The 17,974-nt window shown below is 72.7% G+C and carries 17 protein-coding genes; 10 read left to right on the forward strand and 7 right to left on the reverse strand.

Annotated features, from left to right (window positions below):
- Nucleotides 1-300: 300 nt before the first annotated feature.
- The 5 genes from ABZ714_RS09015 (at nucleotide 301) to ABZ714_RS09035 (ending at nucleotide 5,995) form a co-directional block, all read left to right on the forward strand.
- The gene (locus ABZ714_RS09015) at nucleotides 301-2,052 is read left to right on the forward strand and encodes a histidine kinase (protein ID WP_358824608.1); all 1,752 of its coding nucleotides are present in this window, start codon (nucleotides 301-303) and stop codon (nucleotides 2,050-2,052) included.
- Between the two features lie 104 nt (nucleotides 2,053-2,156).
- Nucleotides 2,157-2,828, forward strand: coding sequence for a response regulator transcription factor (locus ABZ714_RS09020; RefSeq protein ID WP_358824489.1), 672 nt, complete (start codon nucleotides 2,157-2,159; stop codon nucleotides 2,826-2,828).
- A 212-nt stretch (nucleotides 2,829-3,040) separates the two neighbouring features.
- Nucleotides 3,041-4,534 carry a DUF2252 domain-containing protein gene (locus tag ABZ714_RS09025; protein ID WP_358824490.1) on the forward strand — a complete coding sequence of 498 codons (1,494 nt, stop codon included), beginning with the start codon at nucleotides 3,041-3,043 and terminating at the stop codon, nucleotides 4,532-4,534.
- Nucleotides 4,535-4,612: 78 nt separating this feature from the next.
- The gene (locus tag ABZ714_RS09030; RefSeq protein WP_358824491.1) at nucleotides 4,613-5,575 is read left to right on the forward strand and encodes a hypothetical protein; all 963 of its coding nucleotides are present in this window, start codon (nucleotides 4,613-4,615) and stop codon (nucleotides 5,573-5,575) included.
- A 75-nt stretch (nucleotides 5,576-5,650) separates the two neighbouring features.
- The gene (locus ABZ714_RS09035; RefSeq protein WP_358824609.1) at nucleotides 5,651-5,995 is read left to right on the forward strand and encodes a rhodanese-like domain-containing protein; all 345 of its coding nucleotides are present in this window, start codon (nucleotides 5,651-5,653) and stop codon (nucleotides 5,993-5,995) included.
- Between the two features lie 74 nt (nucleotides 5,996-6,069).
- Here the strand turns inward: ABZ714_RS09035 and ABZ714_RS09040 are convergent, their stop codons facing one another.
- Genes ABZ714_RS09040 through paaA form a run of 5 tightly spaced genes read right to left on the reverse strand, consistent with a single transcriptional unit; the run spans nucleotide 6,070 to nucleotide 9,798 of the window.
- Complete coding sequence (locus ABZ714_RS09040) at nucleotides 6,070-7,155, reverse strand: 2Fe-2S iron-sulfur cluster-binding protein (protein WP_358824492.1); 1,086 nt, start codon at nucleotides 7,153-7,155, stop codon at nucleotides 6,070-6,072.
- A complete protein-coding gene (gene paaD, locus ABZ714_RS09045; RefSeq protein WP_358824493.1) occupies nucleotides 7,156-7,674 on the reverse strand; it encodes a 1,2-phenylacetyl-CoA epoxidase subunit PaaD in 519 nt (172 codons plus the stop codon). It abuts the gene before it with no gap.
- Nucleotides 7,668-8,444: a 1,2-phenylacetyl-CoA epoxidase subunit PaaC gene (gene paaC / locus ABZ714_RS09050; protein ID WP_358824494.1), complete on the reverse strand. Its 777-nt coding sequence runs from the start codon at nucleotides 8,442-8,444 to the stop codon at nucleotides 7,668-7,670. Before paaC ends, paaD begins: the two co-directional genes overlap by 7 nt.
- Nucleotides 8,441-8,740 carry a 1,2-phenylacetyl-CoA epoxidase subunit PaaB gene (gene paaB, locus ABZ714_RS09055; protein ID WP_358824495.1) on the reverse strand — a complete coding sequence of 100 codons (300 nt, stop codon included), beginning with the start codon at nucleotides 8,738-8,740 and terminating at the stop codon, nucleotides 8,441-8,443. The genes paaC and paaB overlap by 4 nt, the downstream gene beginning before the upstream one ends.
- Complete coding sequence (gene paaA / locus ABZ714_RS09060) at nucleotides 8,737-9,798, reverse strand: 1,2-phenylacetyl-CoA epoxidase subunit PaaA (RefSeq protein ID WP_358824496.1); 1,062 nt, start codon at nucleotides 9,796-9,798, stop codon at nucleotides 8,737-8,739. The genes paaB and paaA overlap by 4 nt, the downstream gene beginning before the upstream one ends.
- A gap of 113 nt (nucleotides 9,799-9,911) precedes the next feature.
- Between paaA and ABZ714_RS09065 the strand changes: the two genes are divergently transcribed.
- From ABZ714_RS09065 to ABZ714_RS09075, 3 genes are all read left to right on the forward strand, one after another.
- Nucleotides 9,912-10,988 (forward strand): DUF5819 family protein, encoded by a 1,077-nt coding sequence (locus ABZ714_RS09065; protein ID WP_358824497.1) that lies wholly within the window; start codon nucleotides 9,912-9,914, stop codon nucleotides 10,986-10,988.
- A complete protein-coding gene (locus ABZ714_RS09070; RefSeq protein WP_358824498.1) occupies nucleotides 10,985-12,214 on the forward strand; it encodes an HTTM domain-containing protein in 1,230 nt (409 codons plus the stop codon). The genes ABZ714_RS09065 and ABZ714_RS09070 overlap by 4 nt, the downstream gene beginning before the upstream one ends.
- 146 nt (nucleotides 12,215-12,360) lie before the next feature.
- On the forward strand, nucleotides 12,361-13,017 hold the full coding sequence (locus tag ABZ714_RS09075; RefSeq protein ID WP_358824610.1) for a TrmH family RNA methyltransferase: 657 nt from the start codon (nucleotides 12,361-12,363) through the stop codon (nucleotides 13,015-13,017).
- Between the two features lie 27 nt (nucleotides 13,018-13,044).
- Here the strand turns inward: ABZ714_RS09075 and paaN are convergent, their stop codons facing one another.
- Nucleotides 13,045-14,718: a phenylacetic acid degradation protein PaaN gene (paaN, locus tag ABZ714_RS09080; protein WP_358824499.1), complete on the reverse strand. Its 1,674-nt coding sequence runs from the start codon at nucleotides 14,716-14,718 to the stop codon at nucleotides 13,045-13,047.
- Between the two features lie 125 nt (nucleotides 14,719-14,843).
- Here paaN and ABZ714_RS09085 point away from each other — a divergent pair, with 125 nt between their 5' ends.
- A complete protein-coding gene (locus tag ABZ714_RS09085) occupies nucleotides 14,844-16,508 on the forward strand; it encodes a 3-hydroxyacyl-CoA dehydrogenase (protein ID WP_358824500.1) in 1,665 nt (554 codons plus the stop codon).
- Complete coding sequence (locus ABZ714_RS09090) at nucleotides 16,505-17,116, forward strand: TetR/AcrR family transcriptional regulator (protein ID WP_358824501.1); 612 nt, start codon at nucleotides 16,505-16,507, stop codon at nucleotides 17,114-17,116. The genes ABZ714_RS09085 and ABZ714_RS09090 overlap by 4 nt, the downstream gene beginning before the upstream one ends.
- A gap of 202 nt (nucleotides 17,117-17,318) precedes the next feature.
- Here the strand turns inward: ABZ714_RS09090 and ABZ714_RS09095 are convergent, their stop codons facing one another.
- Nucleotides 17,319-17,849: an Lrp/AsnC family transcriptional regulator gene (locus ABZ714_RS09095; RefSeq protein ID WP_358824611.1), complete on the reverse strand. Its 531-nt coding sequence runs from the start codon at nucleotides 17,847-17,849 to the stop codon at nucleotides 17,319-17,321.
- Nucleotides 17,850-17,974 lie beyond the last annotated feature (125 nt).

A 17,974-nucleotide genomic window follows, 5' to 3' on the forward strand; every position in this document is an offset into this window, starting at 1 on the left:
TCAGAGCGGTAAACGCATGGTGCGCGAGTGGAGAGTTCAACTCCCCCCTCGCGCACCAGACGAGACGGTCGTCATCGTGAAAACGATGGCGGCCGTTTCTGCGTTCCCGGGACCGGGCCGGGAATTACGGGGATGTGCCCGGGCCCCTTGAGACGGGGCGAGGCGAGGCCGGGCAGGGAGGCGAAGGGGCCGGTCGGGACGGGGCCGCGACCGGCCACGACGGCGACCTTCGTCGGTGCCGGGCTGGACGAAAGTGGGCCGTCGGGGGTGGGGCGGGGTGCCTAGGGTGCCGGTGTGGAGATGTCGATGAAGCTCTGGACCGGGCGCATACGCCGTGGCTGGGAGTGGCTGGAGCCCGTTGCGAGGAGCCGCCGTGCGCCCGGGACGGAGTTGACGATCGCCCTGGTCACGGGCTGTCTCTCCACCGTGCTGGGGCTGCTGTTCGACGAGGGGCGGACGGTCTGGCTGGTGCTGCTCGGGGTCGGAGTCGCCGTACTGACGCTGCTGCGGCGGCGGTATCCCGCGACTGTGTTCCTGGTCACCGCCGCCGCCTCCGGCTGGCTGGCGGGGATGGCGCTCGCCCTGCCCCTGATGGCCTGGTCGGCGGGGCGCCGGATCGAGCAGTCCGGGCGGACCCTGGCCACCTTCATCGGGGCGTACCTCGTGGTCCATGTGATCGGGCTGCTGGACTACGGCCCCGGTGTCATCCTGACGCCCCTGATGGTGGGCCTGGGCGCGCTGCTCTATCTGGCGCTGGTCGTGGTGCCCGGTCTGGGCGGACGCTATGTGGCCCAGCGGCAGACCCTGCTCGACACCCTGCGGGAGCGGAACGCCCAGTTGCAGTGGGAGAGCCGGATGGTGGCGGGGCAGGCGCGGCTGCGGGAGCGGCAGCGGATCGCCCAGGACATGCATGACAGCCTCGGCCATCAGCTGGCGCTGATCGCGGTGCACACCGGGGCGCTGGAGGTGGATTCCGAGCTGACCGAGCGGCAGCGGGACGCCGTGGGGGTGCTGCGGCAGGCGTCGGTCGGGGCGATGCACGAACTGCGGGAGGTCGTCGGCATCCTCCGGGACGGCGAGACGGCCGGGCCGGAGCCGGTGGACGAGTCGGGGCGGGCCGCCCGGGGCACGGCCGGGGTGGCGGCCCTGGTGGCGGCGGCCCGGGGCGCGGGCAAGGAGGTGGCGCTGCGGCAGTGCGGGGAGCGCCGGCCGCTGGCGGCGGCGGCCGATCACGCGGCGTACCGGATCGTCCAGGAGGCGCTGACCAATGCCTACAAGCACGCGCCGGGGGCCTCGATCGCGGTGGAGCTGCGGTACGAGCCGGACTCCCTGGTGGTGGAGATCGTCAACGGTCCGGCCCGGCCCGGCGGGCCGGTGGGGGAGGTCGTCAGCGGCGGTCAGGGGCTGACCGGGCTGCGGGAGCGGGCCCGGCTGGTCGGCGGGATCGTCCATGCCGGGGCGGTCGGGGGCGGTGGCTTCCGGGTGGCCGGTGTGCTGCCGTACGGGGCCGGTGAGAAGGCGCCTTTCGTCGCACCGGACGAAGACTTTCCGACGCAGCCGGGGTTCGGCCCGCCCGGCCATGGTGTTCCGGCGATGAACTGGAACACCATGGCGGGACAGGAGCCGGTGATGAACGGTGGGTACGGGCCGACGGCGGGCGGCCGGCGCGGCGGGATGCTGGGCGGGGTCGGACTGGGATGCGGGATCTCGGTCCTGGTCGTGATGGCGCTGGGGGCCCTGGTGGCGGTCGGGGGGTTCCTGTTGTTCAGCTCCGCCGAGGAGAACCTGGTGAGCAACAAGGAGTACGAGGCGATCGCGCTCGGCACCCCGGAGGACGAGGTGCGGAGCGAGATGCCGTCCGGGGACTCGTTCTGGTCCACCGGTATCGGTGACGGCGAGGGGCATCCGAAGAAGCCCGAGGGGTCGGAGTGCCTGGTCGTGGTCTCGGAGGAGAGCGGCAGCGATCTGGACCGCGAACCCGTGTTCCGGTTCTGTTTCCTGGACGGGAAGCTGATCGAGAAGAAGTCGTACGAGGTGAAGGTCGACTTCTAGCCGGTCTCGGAAGCCCGGGCGGGGGCGCCGCCGGTCCGGGGACCGGGCAGACTGGGGCGCGGCCGGTACGGACCGGTCATGACAAGGGTGAGGGTGAGGACGCGATGGCGGGGGAACGGATCCGGGTGGTCGTCGCCGATGACGAACCGCTGATCAGGGCAGGGATCCGGATGATCCTCACCTCCGACCGGCAGATCGATGTGGTGGCCGAGGCCGCCAACGGCCGGGAGGCGGTGGAGGCCGCCCGGTCGCACGGCGCCGATGTGGTGCTGCTGGACATCCAGATGCCGGTGATGGACGGGCTGACGGCGATGGGAGAGCTTCGGCGGGTCGTCCCGGCCACCAGGGTGATCATCCTGACCACCTTCGGGGAGCGGGAGAACGTGCTGCGGGCCCTGGAGTCCGGTGGGGCCGGTTTTCTGCTGAAGGACACCGCGCCCGCCGAGCTGATCGGTGCCGTACGGGCGGCGGTCGCCGGGGACGCCTACCTCTCGCCCGGTGCCACCCGGCATGTGATCGACCAGCTCGCGACGGGCCGGTCCGTGGGGCGGGGCGAGCAGGCCCGGGCCAGGATCGCCCAGCTCAGCGGGCGGGAGCAGGATGTTCTGGCGCTGCTGGGCGAGGGGCTCTCCAATGCGGACGCGGGGCGGCGGCTGCATATGAGCGAGGCCACCGTGAAGACGTATGTGAGCCGGATCCTGGCCAAGCTGGAGTGTGAGAACCGGGTCCAGGCGGCGCTGATGGCCCGGGACGCGGGGCTCGGCCCCCAGGAATGAGCCGGGCCGCCGAAGGGCGCCGCCGCGCCCGGTGCGGTCCGTCGGCGGGTGCGGCTCGCGGTGTTTCACGTGAAACGGTCCGCGGGGCGCCGGTCGGCCGCCGGTCCGGGGTGGGTATGGGTGTTCGACGCCGGGCGGTACGGTCGGGGCAGCCGGGCCCGAGAACAGTTACCCGGCCGGATTCTGGTACCGAGTGGGGGAGGCGGCGCGCGATGGGCTGGACCGAGTCGGAGACGGCGGCGGGGGGAGCCACCGGCGGCGGGGCACGGATTCCGGCGGTCCGGGGGTTCGCCCCGGGCGGCGGTACCGCCGGTGCGGCGGGTGCCGTACCGAGCGGCGGGGTCCCCGCGGGGGCGGCCGTCTCGCCCAAGCAGGCCGGGAAGGCGCTGCGCGAGCGGATACCGCGGTCGGCGCATGCGGTGCTGGAGCTGCCCCCGGGGCGGCCCGACGCGGTGGCGGCCGTACTGGAGTCCAGCCGGGGCCGGGTGCCGGAGCTGACCCCGATCCGGGTCGGCCGGATGATGGCCTCCCCCTTCGCCTTTCTGCGCGGCGCGGCCGGGCTGATGGCCCACGACCTGGTCGGTACCCCCGTCACCGGGGTGGGCGCCCAGCTCTGCGGTGACGCCCACGCGGCCAACTTCGGGCTGTACGGGGACGCCCGGGGCGGTCTGGTGATGGACCTCAACGACTTCGACGAGACGGTGCCCGGCCCCTGGGAGTGGGACCTCAAGCGGCTGGCCGCCTCGTTGGTGCTGGCGGGCCGGGCCGGGGGCGTGGACGAGACCGTCTGCCGCGGCGCCGCCTTCGACGCGGTGGGCGCGTACCGCCGCACCGTACGGCTGCTGGCGAAGCTGCCCGCCCTGGACGCCTGGAACGCGATCGCGGACGAGGAGCTGGTCTCCCATACGGACGCCCGCGATCTGGCGGGCACCCTGGAGCGGGTATCGGAGAAGGCCCGGAACAACACCAGTGCCCGGTTCGCGGCCAAGTCGACCCGGGCCGTGCCGGAGGAGGAGGGCGGCGGGCGGCGGTTCGTCGACGCGCCTCCGGTGCTGCGGCGGGTGTCGGACCAGGAGGCCGCGGCGGTCGCCGGGGCGCTGGGCGAGTATCTGACGACGGTGGGGGAGGACCGGCTGCCGCTGCTGGCCCGCTACGCGATCCATGACGTGGCGTTCCGGGTGGTGGGAACGGGCAGTGTCGGCACCCGCTCGTATGTGGTGTTGCTGCTGGACCACCGGGGCGATCCGCTGGTGCTCCAGGTGAAGGAGGCCCGTCCTTCGGCGCTGCTGCCGTATCTGGCGGCGGCCGGGTTCCCGGTCCCCGCGGTGGACCACGAGGGCCGCCGGGTCATCCGGGGCCAGAAGCGGATGCAGGTCGTCAGCGACCATCTGCTGGGCTGGACGACGGTCGCCGGGCGGCCCTTCCAGGTCCGGCAGTTCCGGAACCGCAAGGGCAGTGTCGATCCGGCGGAGCTCTCGGCCGGGCAGCTCGACGACTACGGGCGGATGACGGGCGCCCTGCTGGCCAGGGCGCACGCGCACAGCGCCGATCCGAGGCTGCTGGCCGGGTACTGCGGCCGGGGCGAGGAACTGGACGAGGCCGTGGCCGCTTTCGCGGTGACCTACGCGGACCGCACGGAGGCGGATCACGCGGATCTGGTGGCGGCGGTCGGCGCCGGGCGGATCGCGGCCGAACAGGGCGTGTGAGGCCGTTCGCCCGGGGCGGGTGACGGTGGCCGGGGCGGGCGGGTGACCGCGGTGGGCGCCCGCCCGTAGGCTGGGCGGGTGACCCACGAAGCACCCGGCGGGCCGACGACCCGTGACGACGGCCGGACCCCCGCCCAGGACGACATCGAGGACGGCACCCGATACGACGCCGGAGCTGACGCCGGGGCCGACTCCGGCGCGGCGGCGGACGGCGGTTCCGGGGACGGACCGGGCGGTCTTGGGGGTGCGGTGGCCGGGGCGTCGGCCGAGCGTCCCGAGGCCCGGCTGGAGCGGGCCGTCCGCGCGGCCGAGCAGGCGCTGATCGAGTTCGAGATCGCGGTGGAGACGTTCCGGGTGGAGGTGGAGAACTTCTCCCGGCTCCACCACCAGAAGCTCGGCCCGATGTACACCCGCCTCGACGAGCTGGACGCGGAGATCGCCGAGGCCAAGGCGGCGCGTACCGGCGACCCCGAGGATCTGCGCAAGGCCCGGGAGGCCCGGGCCGCCGTACTGCCCATGCCGGGGGTCGACGAGCTGTTCAACGGCTGGATGGACGCGGAGGGGCTGTCGCCCGAGGCGACGGCGATGCTGACCGGGCGGCCGGTCCAGGCCCCGCAGCGGGTCCGGCCGGGCGAGGAGGCCCGGCGGCTCTACCGTGAGCTGGCCCGTAAGGCGCATCCGGATCTGGCCCAGGAGGAGACCGAGCGGGCCCGCCGCGAGGAGTTCCTGACCCGGGTCAACGCCGCCTACGCGCTGGGCGACGCCGAGGCGCTGCGGGAGCTGACCGCCGAGTGGGAGGCCGGTCCCGAGCCGGTCCGGGATCCGCTGGGGGAGGCCGAGGAGCTGTACGCCCGGCTGGAGTGGCTGTCCCAGCGGAAGGAACTGCTGGTGGTGGTCGCCCGGGATCTGGAGGAGAGCGCGATCGGCGCGATGCTGAAGATGGCGCCGGACGATCCCGACGGGCTGCTGGACCAGATCGCCGATCAGCTGCTGGCGCAGGTCGCCGAGCGGGAGCGGGAGCTGGCCGCGTTCCTCGGTTAGGTTGGCGGGGTGCCGTCCGCCCGTAAGGGGGTGGTCCGGCCCGTCGCCCATGACGTACGAGAAGAGGCTTTACGCATGAATTTCGCCCCGCTGCCCTCGGTGACCGTGGCCGAGGTACCGGCCGACGGGCTGATGCTGGACGTCCGTGAGCACGACGAGTGGACGGCCGGTCATGTGGACGGCGCCCTCCATGTGCCGATGAGCGACTTCGTGGCCCGGTTCGGCGAGGTGACCGAGGCCGTGGAGGACGGACGGCGCGCCTATGTGATGTGCCGGTCCGGCGGCCGGTCCGCGCAGGTCACGGCGTACCTCACCCAGCAGGGCATCGACGCGGTGAACATCGACGGCGGAATGTACGCCTGGGAGGCCGCCGGACGTCCGATGATCACGGACGGCGAAGGCCCCGCGATCGTCCTCTGAAGGCACCCTTCGGCCCGCCCGGGCGCCGGGCGGGCGACTGCGCGTGGGCGACCGGGCAGCCGGGCAGCCGGGCGTCAGCGGTCGAAGTCCAGCTCCACCTCCCGGGTCACCGGGTGGGACTGGCAGGCCAGGACATAGCCCGCCTCCGTCTCCTCCGGCTCCAGGGCGAAGTTGCGGTCCATCCGGATCTCGCCCCTGACCAGGAACGCCCGGCAGGTTCCGCAGACGCCGCCCTTGCAGGCGTACGGCGCGTCGGACCGGTTCCGCAGCACGGTCTCCAGCAGCGACTCCCGCTCCCGGACGGGCCAGTCGCCGGAGCGGCCGTGCAGGGTCGCCGTGAGCGTGGCCCGGTCGGGGACGGGCAGCGGGGCGGGCGCGGGCGCCGAGCCGTCGTCGACATGGAAGATCTCCTGGTGGATCCGGGAGCGGTCGACCCCGAGCCCGCGCAGGGTCCGCTCGGCCGAGGCCACCAGGCCCAGCGGTCCGCACAGGAACCAGCCGTCCACCGCGGCCACCGGGAGCAGTGCGGGCAGCAGCCCGGCCAGCCGCTCGCCGTCCAGCCGTCCGGACGGCAGACCCGATGACTGCTCCTCCCGGGAGAGCGCCGTGACCAGCTGGAACCGGTCCGGATAGCGGTCCTTGAGGTCCGCGACCTCGTCCAGGAACATTGTCGACGCGACGGTCCGGTCGCTCCGGATCAGACAGAACCGGGCGTCCGGTTCCCGGGCCAGCAGTGTCGCGGCCATCGACAGCACCGGGGTGATCCCGCTGCCGCCGACGATCGCCGCGAAGTATCCGGGGCGGGGATCGAGCCGGAACCGGCCCATCGGGGGCATCACCTCGACCCGGTCGCCGACGGCCAGCTCCTTCAGTGCCCAGGTGGAGAACTCGCCGCCCTCGACCAGCCGGATGCCCACCCTGAGGACGGGCCGGAAGGCCGGGGCCGTGTCGTCCTCGCCGTCCCGGGGCGGCGGGGCGGCGGGGGCGCAGATCGAGTAAGTCCGGCGGATCTCCGCGCCGTCGACGACGCGGCGCAGCGCGAGGTGCTGACCGGGGGTGTGCCGGAACTCGGCGGCCAGTTCGGGCGGCACGTCGAAGGTGACGGCGACGGCGTCGTCGGTGAGCCGGTCGACCGCGGCGACCCGGAGCGGATGGAACATCTACAACTCCTTGAAGTGGTCGAAGGGTTCACGGCAGGAGACACAGCGGCGCAGCGCCTTGCAGGCGGTCGAGGAGAACCGGCTGAGCAGTTCGGTCTCGGTGGAACCGCAGTGGGGACAGCGGACGGAGAGGCCCACCGGGACCGGCCCGGACGCCGGGTGCGGCCGGGGCGGGGCGATTCCGGACTCGGCCAGCTTGCGCCGCCCTTCGGAGGTGATGTCATCGGTCGACCAGGCGGGGGAGAGCACCGTGACGACGGAGACCTCCGCCATGCCGTGTCCGAGCAGGGCGCGCTCTATGTCGTCGCTCATGGCCTCGACGGCGGGGCAGCCGGTGTAGGTCGGGGTCAGGTCCACCTCCACCCGGCCCGGTCCGAGCACCCTGACGTCGCGCAGCACGCCCAGCTCGGCGAGGGTCACCACCGGCAGTTCCGGGTCGGGGACGGCTCCCGCGACGCGTCGCAGCTCCGCCTCCAGGGCGGTGTCCCCGGCGGGGCGCGGTGTCGTGCCGTTCACCATGACGCCCCCGGATGGCTGCGGTGCAGATGCTGCATCTCGGCCAGGGTCCGGCCGAAGGGCTCGGTGTGGATGCCCTGCCGTCCGGCGCCCGCGGTCCAGCCGCCGGTGCGCGGACCTTCGGGTACCGGGAGCGTCGCCCGGGTCAGCACGGCGGTCACGGACGCCAGCCACGCGGCCTCCAGCTCCCGCCCGTCGACCCCCGCCCCACCGGCCCCGCTGACGGGGTCGGCCGCGTCGTCGGTGCGGTGGATCAGCCCGGTGAAGGACTGGAACGGCTCCCCGGTGAACCGCCACAGTTCCTCGACGGCCCGCAGCATCCGGCGCCGGCTCTCCTCGGTGCCGTCACCCAGCCGCAGCGTCCACTGCTCGGCGTGGTCCCGGTGGTAGGCGACCTCCTTGACCGCCTTGGCGGCGAGGGCGGTGAAGCGGCTCTCGGCGGCGGCCAGCCGCTCGTACAGAAGATGCTGGTAGGTGGAGAAGTAGAGCTGGCGGACGATCGTCCGGGCGAAGTCGCCGTTGGGCTGCTCGACCAGCTGGAGATTGCGGAAGGCGCGCTCCTCGCGGAGGTAGGCCAGCTCGTCCTCGTCGCCGGCGAGGGAGAGCAGTACCCGGGCCTGGCCGAGCAGATCGAGGGCGATGTTGGCGAGCGCGACCTCCTCCTCCAGGACGGGGGCGTGGCCCGCCCACTCCCCCAGCCGGTGCGAGAGCACCAGCGCGTCGTCTCCGAGGGCGAGCGCCGCGGCGTCGGCCTCGGCCGGTGCGGCGGTCACAGATGCTTCACCCCGTCCGGGATCTCGTAGAACGTGGGATGGCGGTAGGGCTTGTCGGCGGAGGGCTCGAAGAAGGGGTCCTTCTCGTCCGGCGACGAGGCGGTGACGGCGGTCGACGGCACCACCCAGATCGACACGCCCTCGCCGCGCCGGGTGTACAGGTCCCGGGCGTTCCGCAGGGCCATCTCGGCGTCCGGGGCGTGCAGGCTTCCGGCATGGGTGTGGGAGAGGCCGCGCCGGGACCGGACGAACACCTCCCACATGGGCCACTCCGTCGTGCCGCTGCTGCCGCTCATGCCGTGGCCTCCAGGGACGCGGTGGTGCGGGCGGACCGCTTGGCGGCGTGGGCCGCGGCGGCGTCCCTGACCCAGGCGCCGTTCTCGTGGGCCCGGCGGCGCTGGGACAGCCGCTCTTCGTTGCAGGGGCCGTTGCCCTTGAGGACCGCGTGGAACTCGGCCCAGTCGATCGCGCCGAAGTCGTGGTGGCCGCGCTCCTCGTTCCACCGGAGATCGGGGTCGGGGAGGGTGAGGCCGAGGGATTCGGCCTGGGGGACGCAGATGTCCACGAAGCGCTGCCGCAGCTCGTCGTTGGAGTGGCGCTTGATCTTCCAGGCCATGGACTGCGCCGAGTGCGCCGACTCGTCGTCCGGCGGGCCGAACATCATCAGCGACGGCCACCACCAGCGGTCCACGGCGTCCTGGGCCATCGCGTGCTGGGCGGGGGTGCCCCGGGAGAGGGCGTGCAGCAGCTCGTAACCCTGGCGCTGGTGGAAGGACTCCTCCTTGCAGATCCGGACCATCGCGCGGGCGTAGGGACCGTAGGAGCAGCGGCACAGCGGCACCTGGTTGGTGATCGCGGCGCCGTCCACCAGCCAGCCGATGGCGCCGACGTCGGCCCAGGTCAGGGTGGGGTAGTTAAAGATCGAGGAGTACCGTTGGCGGCCCGCGTGGAGCTTGTCCAGCAGCTCGTCGCGGCTGACGCCCAGGGTCTCCGCGGCGCTGTACAGATAGAGGCCGTGGCCCGCCTCGTCCTGCACCTTGGCCATCAGGATCGCCTTGCGGCGCAGAGAAGGGGCGCGGGTGATCCAGTTGGCCTCGGGCTGCATGCCGATGATCTCGGAGTGGGCGTGCTGGGCCATCTGCCGGACCAGGGTGGCCCGGTAGGCGTCGGGCATCCAGTCGCGCGGCTCGATCCGCTCGTCGGCCGCCACGGCCGCGTCGAAGACCTCCTGCGCGGACGCCCCGGGCTCCGAGGCTCTCGCGGCCCCCGAGGACTCGGCGGCCCCGGCGGATCCTGGGCCGGCGCCGGGCGCCGGGCCGTACATCTCCGGCGTATCCGCCGTCACTGACGTCATCCGAACCCCCTACCGACCGATCGTTCGGTTCATTGACTTCAATGGTGGGTCGGCGGCCCTTAAGGTGTCAACCCTGTGGATAACCGAGGTGGGACCGGCGGGATCGGGGCGGGATGGACTCCTACGAGCACGAAGGCGCACGGGAACAGAGGGGCCGACGGCCCGGCTCCCCACCGGACGGCACCCCGCCTCCCCCCTCCGACCGGCGGGAACGTGAGTCCGGCCCCGATTCCGCCGCTGCCGGCGCCGAGGCCTCGGCCCCCGGCGGAACCGCCGGAGGCAAGGCCGCCGACGGCACCGCCGGAGGCAAGGCCGCCGACGGCACCGCCACGGGCGTCCCCGCGGGTTCGGCCGCCGGATCCGCCGGTGGGGTGAGCGAGCCCGGCCGCGACGCATCCGGCGAAGGCCCCGGCCGTCCCGGCTCCGGCAGGACCCCCGGCGCCGGAGACGAGGGCCCGGGTGCCGCGCCCACCGCGGGGCTCGCCGCGCTCTCCTTCCCGTACCAGGTCACCGCCGCCGTCGTGCTGGGCCTGGCGGCCCTGGTCGGCGCCGTCCATCTGCTGATGGTCTTTCTGCACGTGGCGCCCTCCAATACCGCCAGCAAGGAGTACAGCGAAGCCGTGGACGGCTGGGTGCTGCCCGAGTTCGAGCAGAACTGGAAGCTCTTCGCCCCCAACCCGCTCCAGCAGAACATCACCATCCAGGTGAAGGCGGAGCTGTCCGGCGCGGGCGGCGAGAAGAAGACCACGGAGTGGATCGATCTGGGCGCCGACGACGTCGACGCGATCCGCGGCAGCCTGCTGCCCAGCCACACCGCGCAGAACCAGCTCCGCCGGGCCTGGGACTTCTACACCGGTTCGCACGACGACCAGAACCGGGCCACCGGCCTCCGCGGCGAGCAGTCCGAGACCTATCTGCGGCGGCTGGTGATGCTGCGGATCGAACGGGACCACGATCTCGGGGGGAGGGTGGAGCGGATCCAGATCCGCTCGGTGGCGATCCTGGTGCAGGCGCCGCCGTGGTCGAAGGAGAAGGCCGACACCCGGCCCTCGTACCGGGTGCTGCCGTGGTGGAACGTCACCGACGCCGACCGGCCGCTCGGCCACGGCGTCCGCGCGGCGGACAGCGGTAAGAACGGCGGCAAGGACGGCGCCGGGGCGAACGGCGAGCGCGCGGAGGCGGCCCGATGAGCGGTACGAACGAGGGCTCCACCCGGACCGCCGAACTGCTCCAGAAGGTCACCGCGACCGCCTTCGGCCCCTACCAGAGCGCGATCATCCGGATCGGCTTCTCCGCGACCTGGCTGTTCTTCCTGCTCCGGGAGTTCCCGCACCGCCATCAGCTGTACGGCCCCGACGGGCCGTGGAGCTGGCAGCTCGCGGACGGCTTCATCTCCGGCAACGACTCCTTCACGGTCCTGATGTGGTCGGACGGCGAGCTCTGGTTCGAGATCGTCTACGTCCTGGCGGGCCTGGCCGCGCTCGGTCTCTGTCTGGGCTGGCGGACCCGCACCATGTCGGCCCTCTTCATGGTCGGTGTGCTGTCGCTCCAGAACCGGACGATCTTCGTCGGCGACGGCGGCGACAACGTCATCCACATCATGGCGATCTATCTGCTGGTCACCCGGTGCGGCCGGGTCTGGTCGCTGGACGCCGCCCGGGCCCGTAAGGCACCCGGCACGCCCGACCGGGTGGGCCCGGTGCTGTGGGTGGTGACCGGTACCGCCCTGCTGCTGGCCACGGTGGAGAACCGGACCGGCCTCTTCATCCTGCTGGTGCTCTGGGGCATGTGGGCCGGGCTGGCCCTGTGGTGGCTGGCGCACCGGCCCGGTGTGCCGGAGCAGCCCCGGATCCTGCTGGACACCCTCGCCAACATCGGGCACAACGTCGGACTCGTGGTGATCATGGCGGAGGTCTGTCTGATCTACGCCACCGCGGGCTGGTACAAGATCCAGGGCTCCCGCTGGGGCGACGGCACGGCGCTCTACTACACCCTGGAGCTGGACTACTTCGCCCCCTGGCCCGCCCTCTCCGAGATGCTGGGCTCGCACGGGCTGATGGTGATGGCGCTGACCTACGGCACGGTCGTCGTGCAGGTCGCCTTCCCCTTCACCCTCTTCCACCGCCGGGTGAAGAACGTCCTGCTGGTGGTCATGATCGCCGAGCACGCGGCGATCGCCGTGATCATGGGGCTGCCGTTCTTCTCGATGGCGATGATCGCCGCCGACGCCGTCTTCCTGCCGACCGCCTTCCTGGTCTGGCTCGGTGTCCGGGTGACGCGCGGCCGGGACCGGCTGCTGGGCCGGGGCGGGAAGCGGCCGGACGCCGGGGACGGTCCGGAGGGGGCGGGCCCCGGGGCCGTACTGCCGGAGCAGCGGACCGGGGAATCCGGCGCGCCCCGTACGCTCGTGGGGTGAGCACGACCCGAGGTACCGCGCCCGAAGCCGATCCGGCGGCCGTCCCGGCCGTCCCCGAGGGGGCGTCCGGCGCCACCGTGTACGCCGGTGCTGCCGAGGCCGGTGGGGTCAGTGGGATCAGCGGGGCCGCCGGGGACGGCGGCCAGGTGGCCGGGACGGACGAGCCGGTGCAGTACGACGACGGCTACGGCCCCGAGATCGGGGTCGGGCCGCATCCGCTGCCCTGGCCCGAGGGTGAGCGCTACGACCCCGAACTCCTGGCCGGAGGCGATCGCCGCAATGTGGCCGACCGCTACCGCTACTGGACGCGGGAGGCCGTCGTCGCCGATCTCGACACCCGGCGGCACGATTTTCATATCGCGGTGGAGAACTGGAGCCACGACTTCAATATCGGCTCCGTCGTCCGGACCGCGAACGCCTTTCTGGCCCGGGAGGTCCATATCGTGGGCCGCCGCCGCTGGAACCGGCGCGGTGCCATGGTCACCGACCGCTATCAGCACGTCCGGCACCATCCCGACACCGCCGCCCTGACGGCCTGGGCGGCGGCCGAGGGGCTGCCGGTGATCGGGATCGACAACCTCCCCGGCGCCGTACCGCTGGAGCGGACCGTGCTGCCGCGCCGCTGTGTGCTCCTCTTCGGCCAGGAGGGCCCGGGGCTGACCGAGGAGGCCCGGGAGCACGCGGCCATGGTCTGCTCGATCGCCCAGTTCGGCTCGACCCGGTCGATCAACGCCGGGGCCGCCGCGGCGATCGCCATGCACGCCTGGGTCCAGCGGTACGCCGAGATCTCCGCGCCCTCCTGACCCCCGGCAGGATCCACAAGAGACGGCCTACGCCTGGCGGCGGACCTCCACCACCCGGAAGCGGTTGGCGACGAACGCCCCGTCGCAGAGCGCCGCGTTGGCCGCCGGGTTGCCGCCCGAGCCGTGGAAGTCGGAGAAGGCGGCCGTCTGGTTGACGTACACCCCGCCGGTGAGATTGAGGGAGAGCTGGGCCGGCTCGTCCAGACAGACCTCCTCCAGGGCCCGCTCGACCTTCTCCGACGTCGTATACGCCCCGACCGTCATCGCGCCCTGGTCGCGGATCGTGCGCCGCAGCAGTTCGACCGCGGCGGCCGTGGAGTCCACCGCGACCGCGAACGACACCGGACCGAAGCACTCGGAGAGATAGACCGCCTCCGAGTCCGGCTCGCCCCCGTCCAGCTTGACGATGACCGGGGTACGGACCACCGCGTCCGGGAACTCCGGATGTGTCACCTTCCGGGAGGGCAGCGCGACCTCGCCCAGTCCGGCCGCCCCGTCCAGCCGCGTCTTCACATCCGGATTGACCAGCGCGCCCAGCAGGGCGTTGGCCCGGGCGTCGTCGCCGAGCAGTCCGCCCACCGACGCGGCGAGACCGCCCACCACCTCGTCGTACGACTTGTGGCCCGCGTCGGTGGCGATGCCGTCGCGCGGGATCAGCAGGTTCTGCGGGGTGGTGCACATCTGGCCGCTGTAGAGGGAGAGGGAGAAGGCCAGATTGGACAGCATGCCCTGGTAGTCGTCGGTGGAGTCGACGACGACCGTGTTCACCCCCGCTTTTTCGGTATAGACCTGGGCCTGGCGGGCGTGGGTCTCCAGCCAGTCGCCGAAGGCGGTCGAGCCGGTGTAGTCGATGATCCTGACCTCGGGGCGGAGCGCGAGGGTCTTGGCGATGCCCTCCCCGGGGTGCTCGGCGGCCAGACAGACCAGATTCGGGTCGAAGCCCGCGTCCGCGAGCGCCTCCCGGGCGATTCCGACGGTGAGCGCGAGCGGGAGCACGGCCCTCGGATGCGGCTTCACCAGCACCGGATTGCCGGTGGCGAGGGAGGCGAAGAGCCCCGGATAGCCGTTCCAGGTGGGGAAGGTGTTGCAACCGATGACCAGGGCGACACCGCGCCCGGCCGTGGTGAACGACTTCCGCAGCTTCAGCGGGTCCCGTTTCCCCTGCGGCTTGGCCCAGTCCGCCGTCCCCGGGGTCCTGGTCTGCTCCTGATAGGCGTAGGCCACGGCTTCCAGGCCCCGGTCCTGGGCGTGCGGCCCGCCCGCCTGGAACGCCATCATGAACGCCTGTCCGCTGGTGTGCATCACGGCATGGGCGATCTCATGCGTCCGCGCCGCGATCCGGGCGAGGATCTCCAGACAGACCAGGGCCCGCCGTTCGGGCCCGGCGTCCCGCCAGGCGGGTACGGCGGCGCGCATCGCGGGAAGGAGCACATCCGGGTCGGCATGGGGATACTCGATCCGCAACTCGGGCCCGTAAGGCGAGACTTCGGCGCCCGCCCAGCCGTCCGTGCCGGGCTGGCCCAGATCGAACCGGGTGCCCTCGAGCGCCTTGAAGGCGGCGAGTCCTTCGGCCGGGGCGCTCTCCCCGTACGCCTTCGGATGCTCGGGATGGGGGGACCAGTAGGCCCGGGTGCGAATCGCTTCGAGGGCCTGGTCGAGCGTCGCCCGGTGGCCGGTCAGCCGGGCCTCGGTCAGGGTCATGACGGACCAACTCCTCGTCGAGCTGTGGGCGGGGATGAGCGGACAGGGTTAGAGTAACCGAACGATCGGTCGGTACAAGGGGGCCTGTCGAAGCTGTGGACAACTCATCGGGGAGGATCACCTCCATGACCGCCATCGAGCCCGGGACCGCCGCCGGGCGGGCCCCGGGCGACGGGTCCGCCGACCGCGCCGGGCCCGGCCGGACCGCCGCTCCAGAGGTCCCCGCCGCGCTCGCCGAATCCGCTGAATCCACCGGATCCGCCGAGTCCGCCGAGCCTGCGGCCCCGCTGCCGCCCGGCGCCCTCGTCGCGGTCGTCGGCGCCGGGACGATGGGCCGGGGCATAGCCCAGGTGGCCCTGGCCGCCGGACACCCCGTACACCTCTACGACCAGGACGGGGAGCGCGCGGCCGAGGCCGTGAAGGACATCGGCGCCCGCCTCGACCGGCTCGTCGAGAAGGGCCGGATGGACGCGGTCGAGCGGGACGCCGCCCGCTCCCGGCTCCGTACGGTCGACAGTGTCTCCGGGCTCGCGGACGCCGCCCTCGTCGTGGAGGCCGTCGCCGAGGACCTGGAGGTCAAGCAGAACCTCTTCCGGGCCCTCGAAGTCCTGGTCGCGGAGGACTGCCTGTTCGCCACCAACACCTCCTCCCTCTCGGTCACCGCCGTCGCGGGCGCGCTCGGCCGCCCGGAGCGGCTGGTCGGACTCCACTTCTTCAACCCCGCGCCCCTGATGCCCCTGGTGGAGGTCGTCGGCGGCCGGACGACCGGCGCCCGGTACACGGCGCTGGCCGGGGCGACCGTCGAGGCCTGGGGCAAGGTCCCGGTCGAATCCGCCGACGAACCCGGCTTCATCGTCAACCGGGTGGCCCGGCCCTTCTACGCCGAAGCCTTCGCCTTGTACGAGGAGCGGGCGGCCGACCCGGCCACGATCGACGCGGTGCTCCGCGAGTGCGGCGGCTTCCCGATGGGCCCGTTCGAACTGACCGATCTGATCGGCCAGGACATCAACGAGGCCGTCACCCGTTCCGTCTGGAACTCCTTCTTCCAGAGCCCGAAGTTCCTCCCGTCCCTGGCGCAGCGGCGGCTCGTGGAGGCCGGGCTGCTGGGCCGTAAGACGGGCCACGGCTGGTACGACCACACACCGGGCGCGGAACGGCCCCTTCCGCGGACCGCGGAGCCCGTCGACGCGCCTCCTTATGTCACGGTCGGGGCCGTCAAGGGGCTCACGGCCGAACTGGCGGAGCTGGTGGCAGAGGCCGGGATCCCCGTACGCGAGGGGAACGACGGGCGGTGGCGGCCCGGTCTGGAGCTGCCGGGCGGCGGATTCGTCGTACCGGCCACCGGCGCGCCGCCCGGCCGGGGGAGGGAATGGGTCCAGGTCGATCTGGCGCTCGACTACCGGGCCGCGACCCGGGTCGCGATCGCGCCCGCGCGGACCGCGTCGGAGCGGACCGCCGCCGAGGCGGTCGGCCTCTTCCAGGCGCTGGGCAAGAAGGTCAGCGTCGTGGCCGACGTACCGGGCCTGATCGTGGCCCGCACGGTGGCGATGCTGATCGACATCGCCGCGGACGCGGTCGCCCGGGGCGTGGCGAGCGAAACGGACGTCGACCGGGCGATGCGGCACGGCGCCGGTCATCCCGTGGGCCCGTTCGGCTGGGAGCGGCGGCTGCCGCCGGGATGGGCGTACCACCAGCTGGAGGAGATGCACGGCTATCTGCCGTCGGGGCGCTACGCCCCCGGATACGCGCTCTACCGGCGGACTTTCCAGGGTGAGGGAGCGGACGGATGACCACCGCGAAGCGGGACACGTACACACCGGAGACACTGCTGACGGTGGCCGTGCGGATCTTCAACGAGCGCGGCTACGACGGCACTTCCATGGAGCACCTCTCCCAGGCGGCGGGGATCTCCAAATCGTCGATCTACCACCATGTGGCGGGCAAGGAGGAGTTGCTGCGCCGGGCGGTGAGCCGGGCGATCGACGGGCTCTTCGCGATCCTCGAAGAACCGGGGGCGCAGCGCGGCCGGGCCGTGGAGCGGGTCGAGTACGTGGTGCGGCGGACCGTACAAGTACTGGTGGCGGATCTGCCGTATGTGACGCTGCTGCTGCGGGTGCGGGGGAACACCAAGACGGAGCGGTGGGCCATGGACCGGCGCCGCGAGTTCGACCAGCGGGTGGTCGATCTGCTGCGGGCGGCGGCGGCCGACGGAGATCTGCGGGCCGATGTGGACACCCGGCTCGCCACCCGGCTCCTCTTCGGGATGGTCAATTCCCTGGTCGAGTGGTACCGGCCGCATCCCGGCGGCGGCTGGGAGGGGGACCAGGTGGCGGAGACGGTGGTACGGATCGCCTTCGACGGCCTGCGGACGGCCGACGGGCCCCGGGCGGCGGGCTGAGCCTCCCACGCCTCCGGAAGCCTTCCCGCGGTCTCCCGCAGCTTCCCGCGGCCTTTCAGGGCCCCTCCGCGGCTCTCCACGGCCCTTCCGGACCGTTCGGGGAGCTGGTGGCGGGGGCCGCCCGTTCGCGACCCGTTCCGGGGACGGACCCGGGCGGCTTCGGGTGCTTCGCGCCCGGTGCGCGTACGGCGCCGCGCGGTGGTCAGTCGGCCGGGTCGTCGTCCGGGGCCGTCGCGGGCGCCGGGACGCCCGTGCCCCGGTCGAGATCGGTCTCCTCGAAGACCAGCAGGGTCCGGGTGGAAAGCACTTCCGGAATGGCCTGGAGCCGGGTCAGTACCAGCTCCCGCAGGGTCCTGTTGTCCCGGGTGTGGATCAGCAGCAGTACATCGAAATCACCGCTGACCAGGGCGATGTGCGCGGCGCCCGGCAGCTCTTCGAGCTGCTCGCGCACAGTGCGCCAGGAGTTCTGCACGATCTTGAGGGTGATGTAGGCGGAGGCCCCCTGGCCCGCCCGTTCATGGTCGATCCGGGCGCTGAAGCCCCGGATCACACCGTCGTCGAGCAGCCGGTTGATCCGGGCGTAGGCATTGGCCCTGGAGACGTGCACCCGCTCGGCCACGGAGCGTATCGAGGCCCGGCCGTCGGCCTGGAGGATCCGGAGGATGTCCCGGTCGATCGCGTCCAGCGGACGGGGGGCGAGCGGTTGTCCGGTTCGGGCCGCGCCGTCGGCCATTTGTTCAGCTCCCATGTCCCCCCGCTTCCCCGGTATGGACGACCTGTGCCCATCACAGGCTGTGGGGAACCGTTTGTCCACAGGCTGGAGGCGCCTGTAGCCAAATTGCGCCGACGACCGAACAA

Source organism: Streptomyces sp. NPDC006798 (assembly GCF_040635975.1).
Lineage (GTDB): Bacteria > Actinomycetota > Actinomycetes > Streptomycetales > Streptomycetaceae > Streptomyces.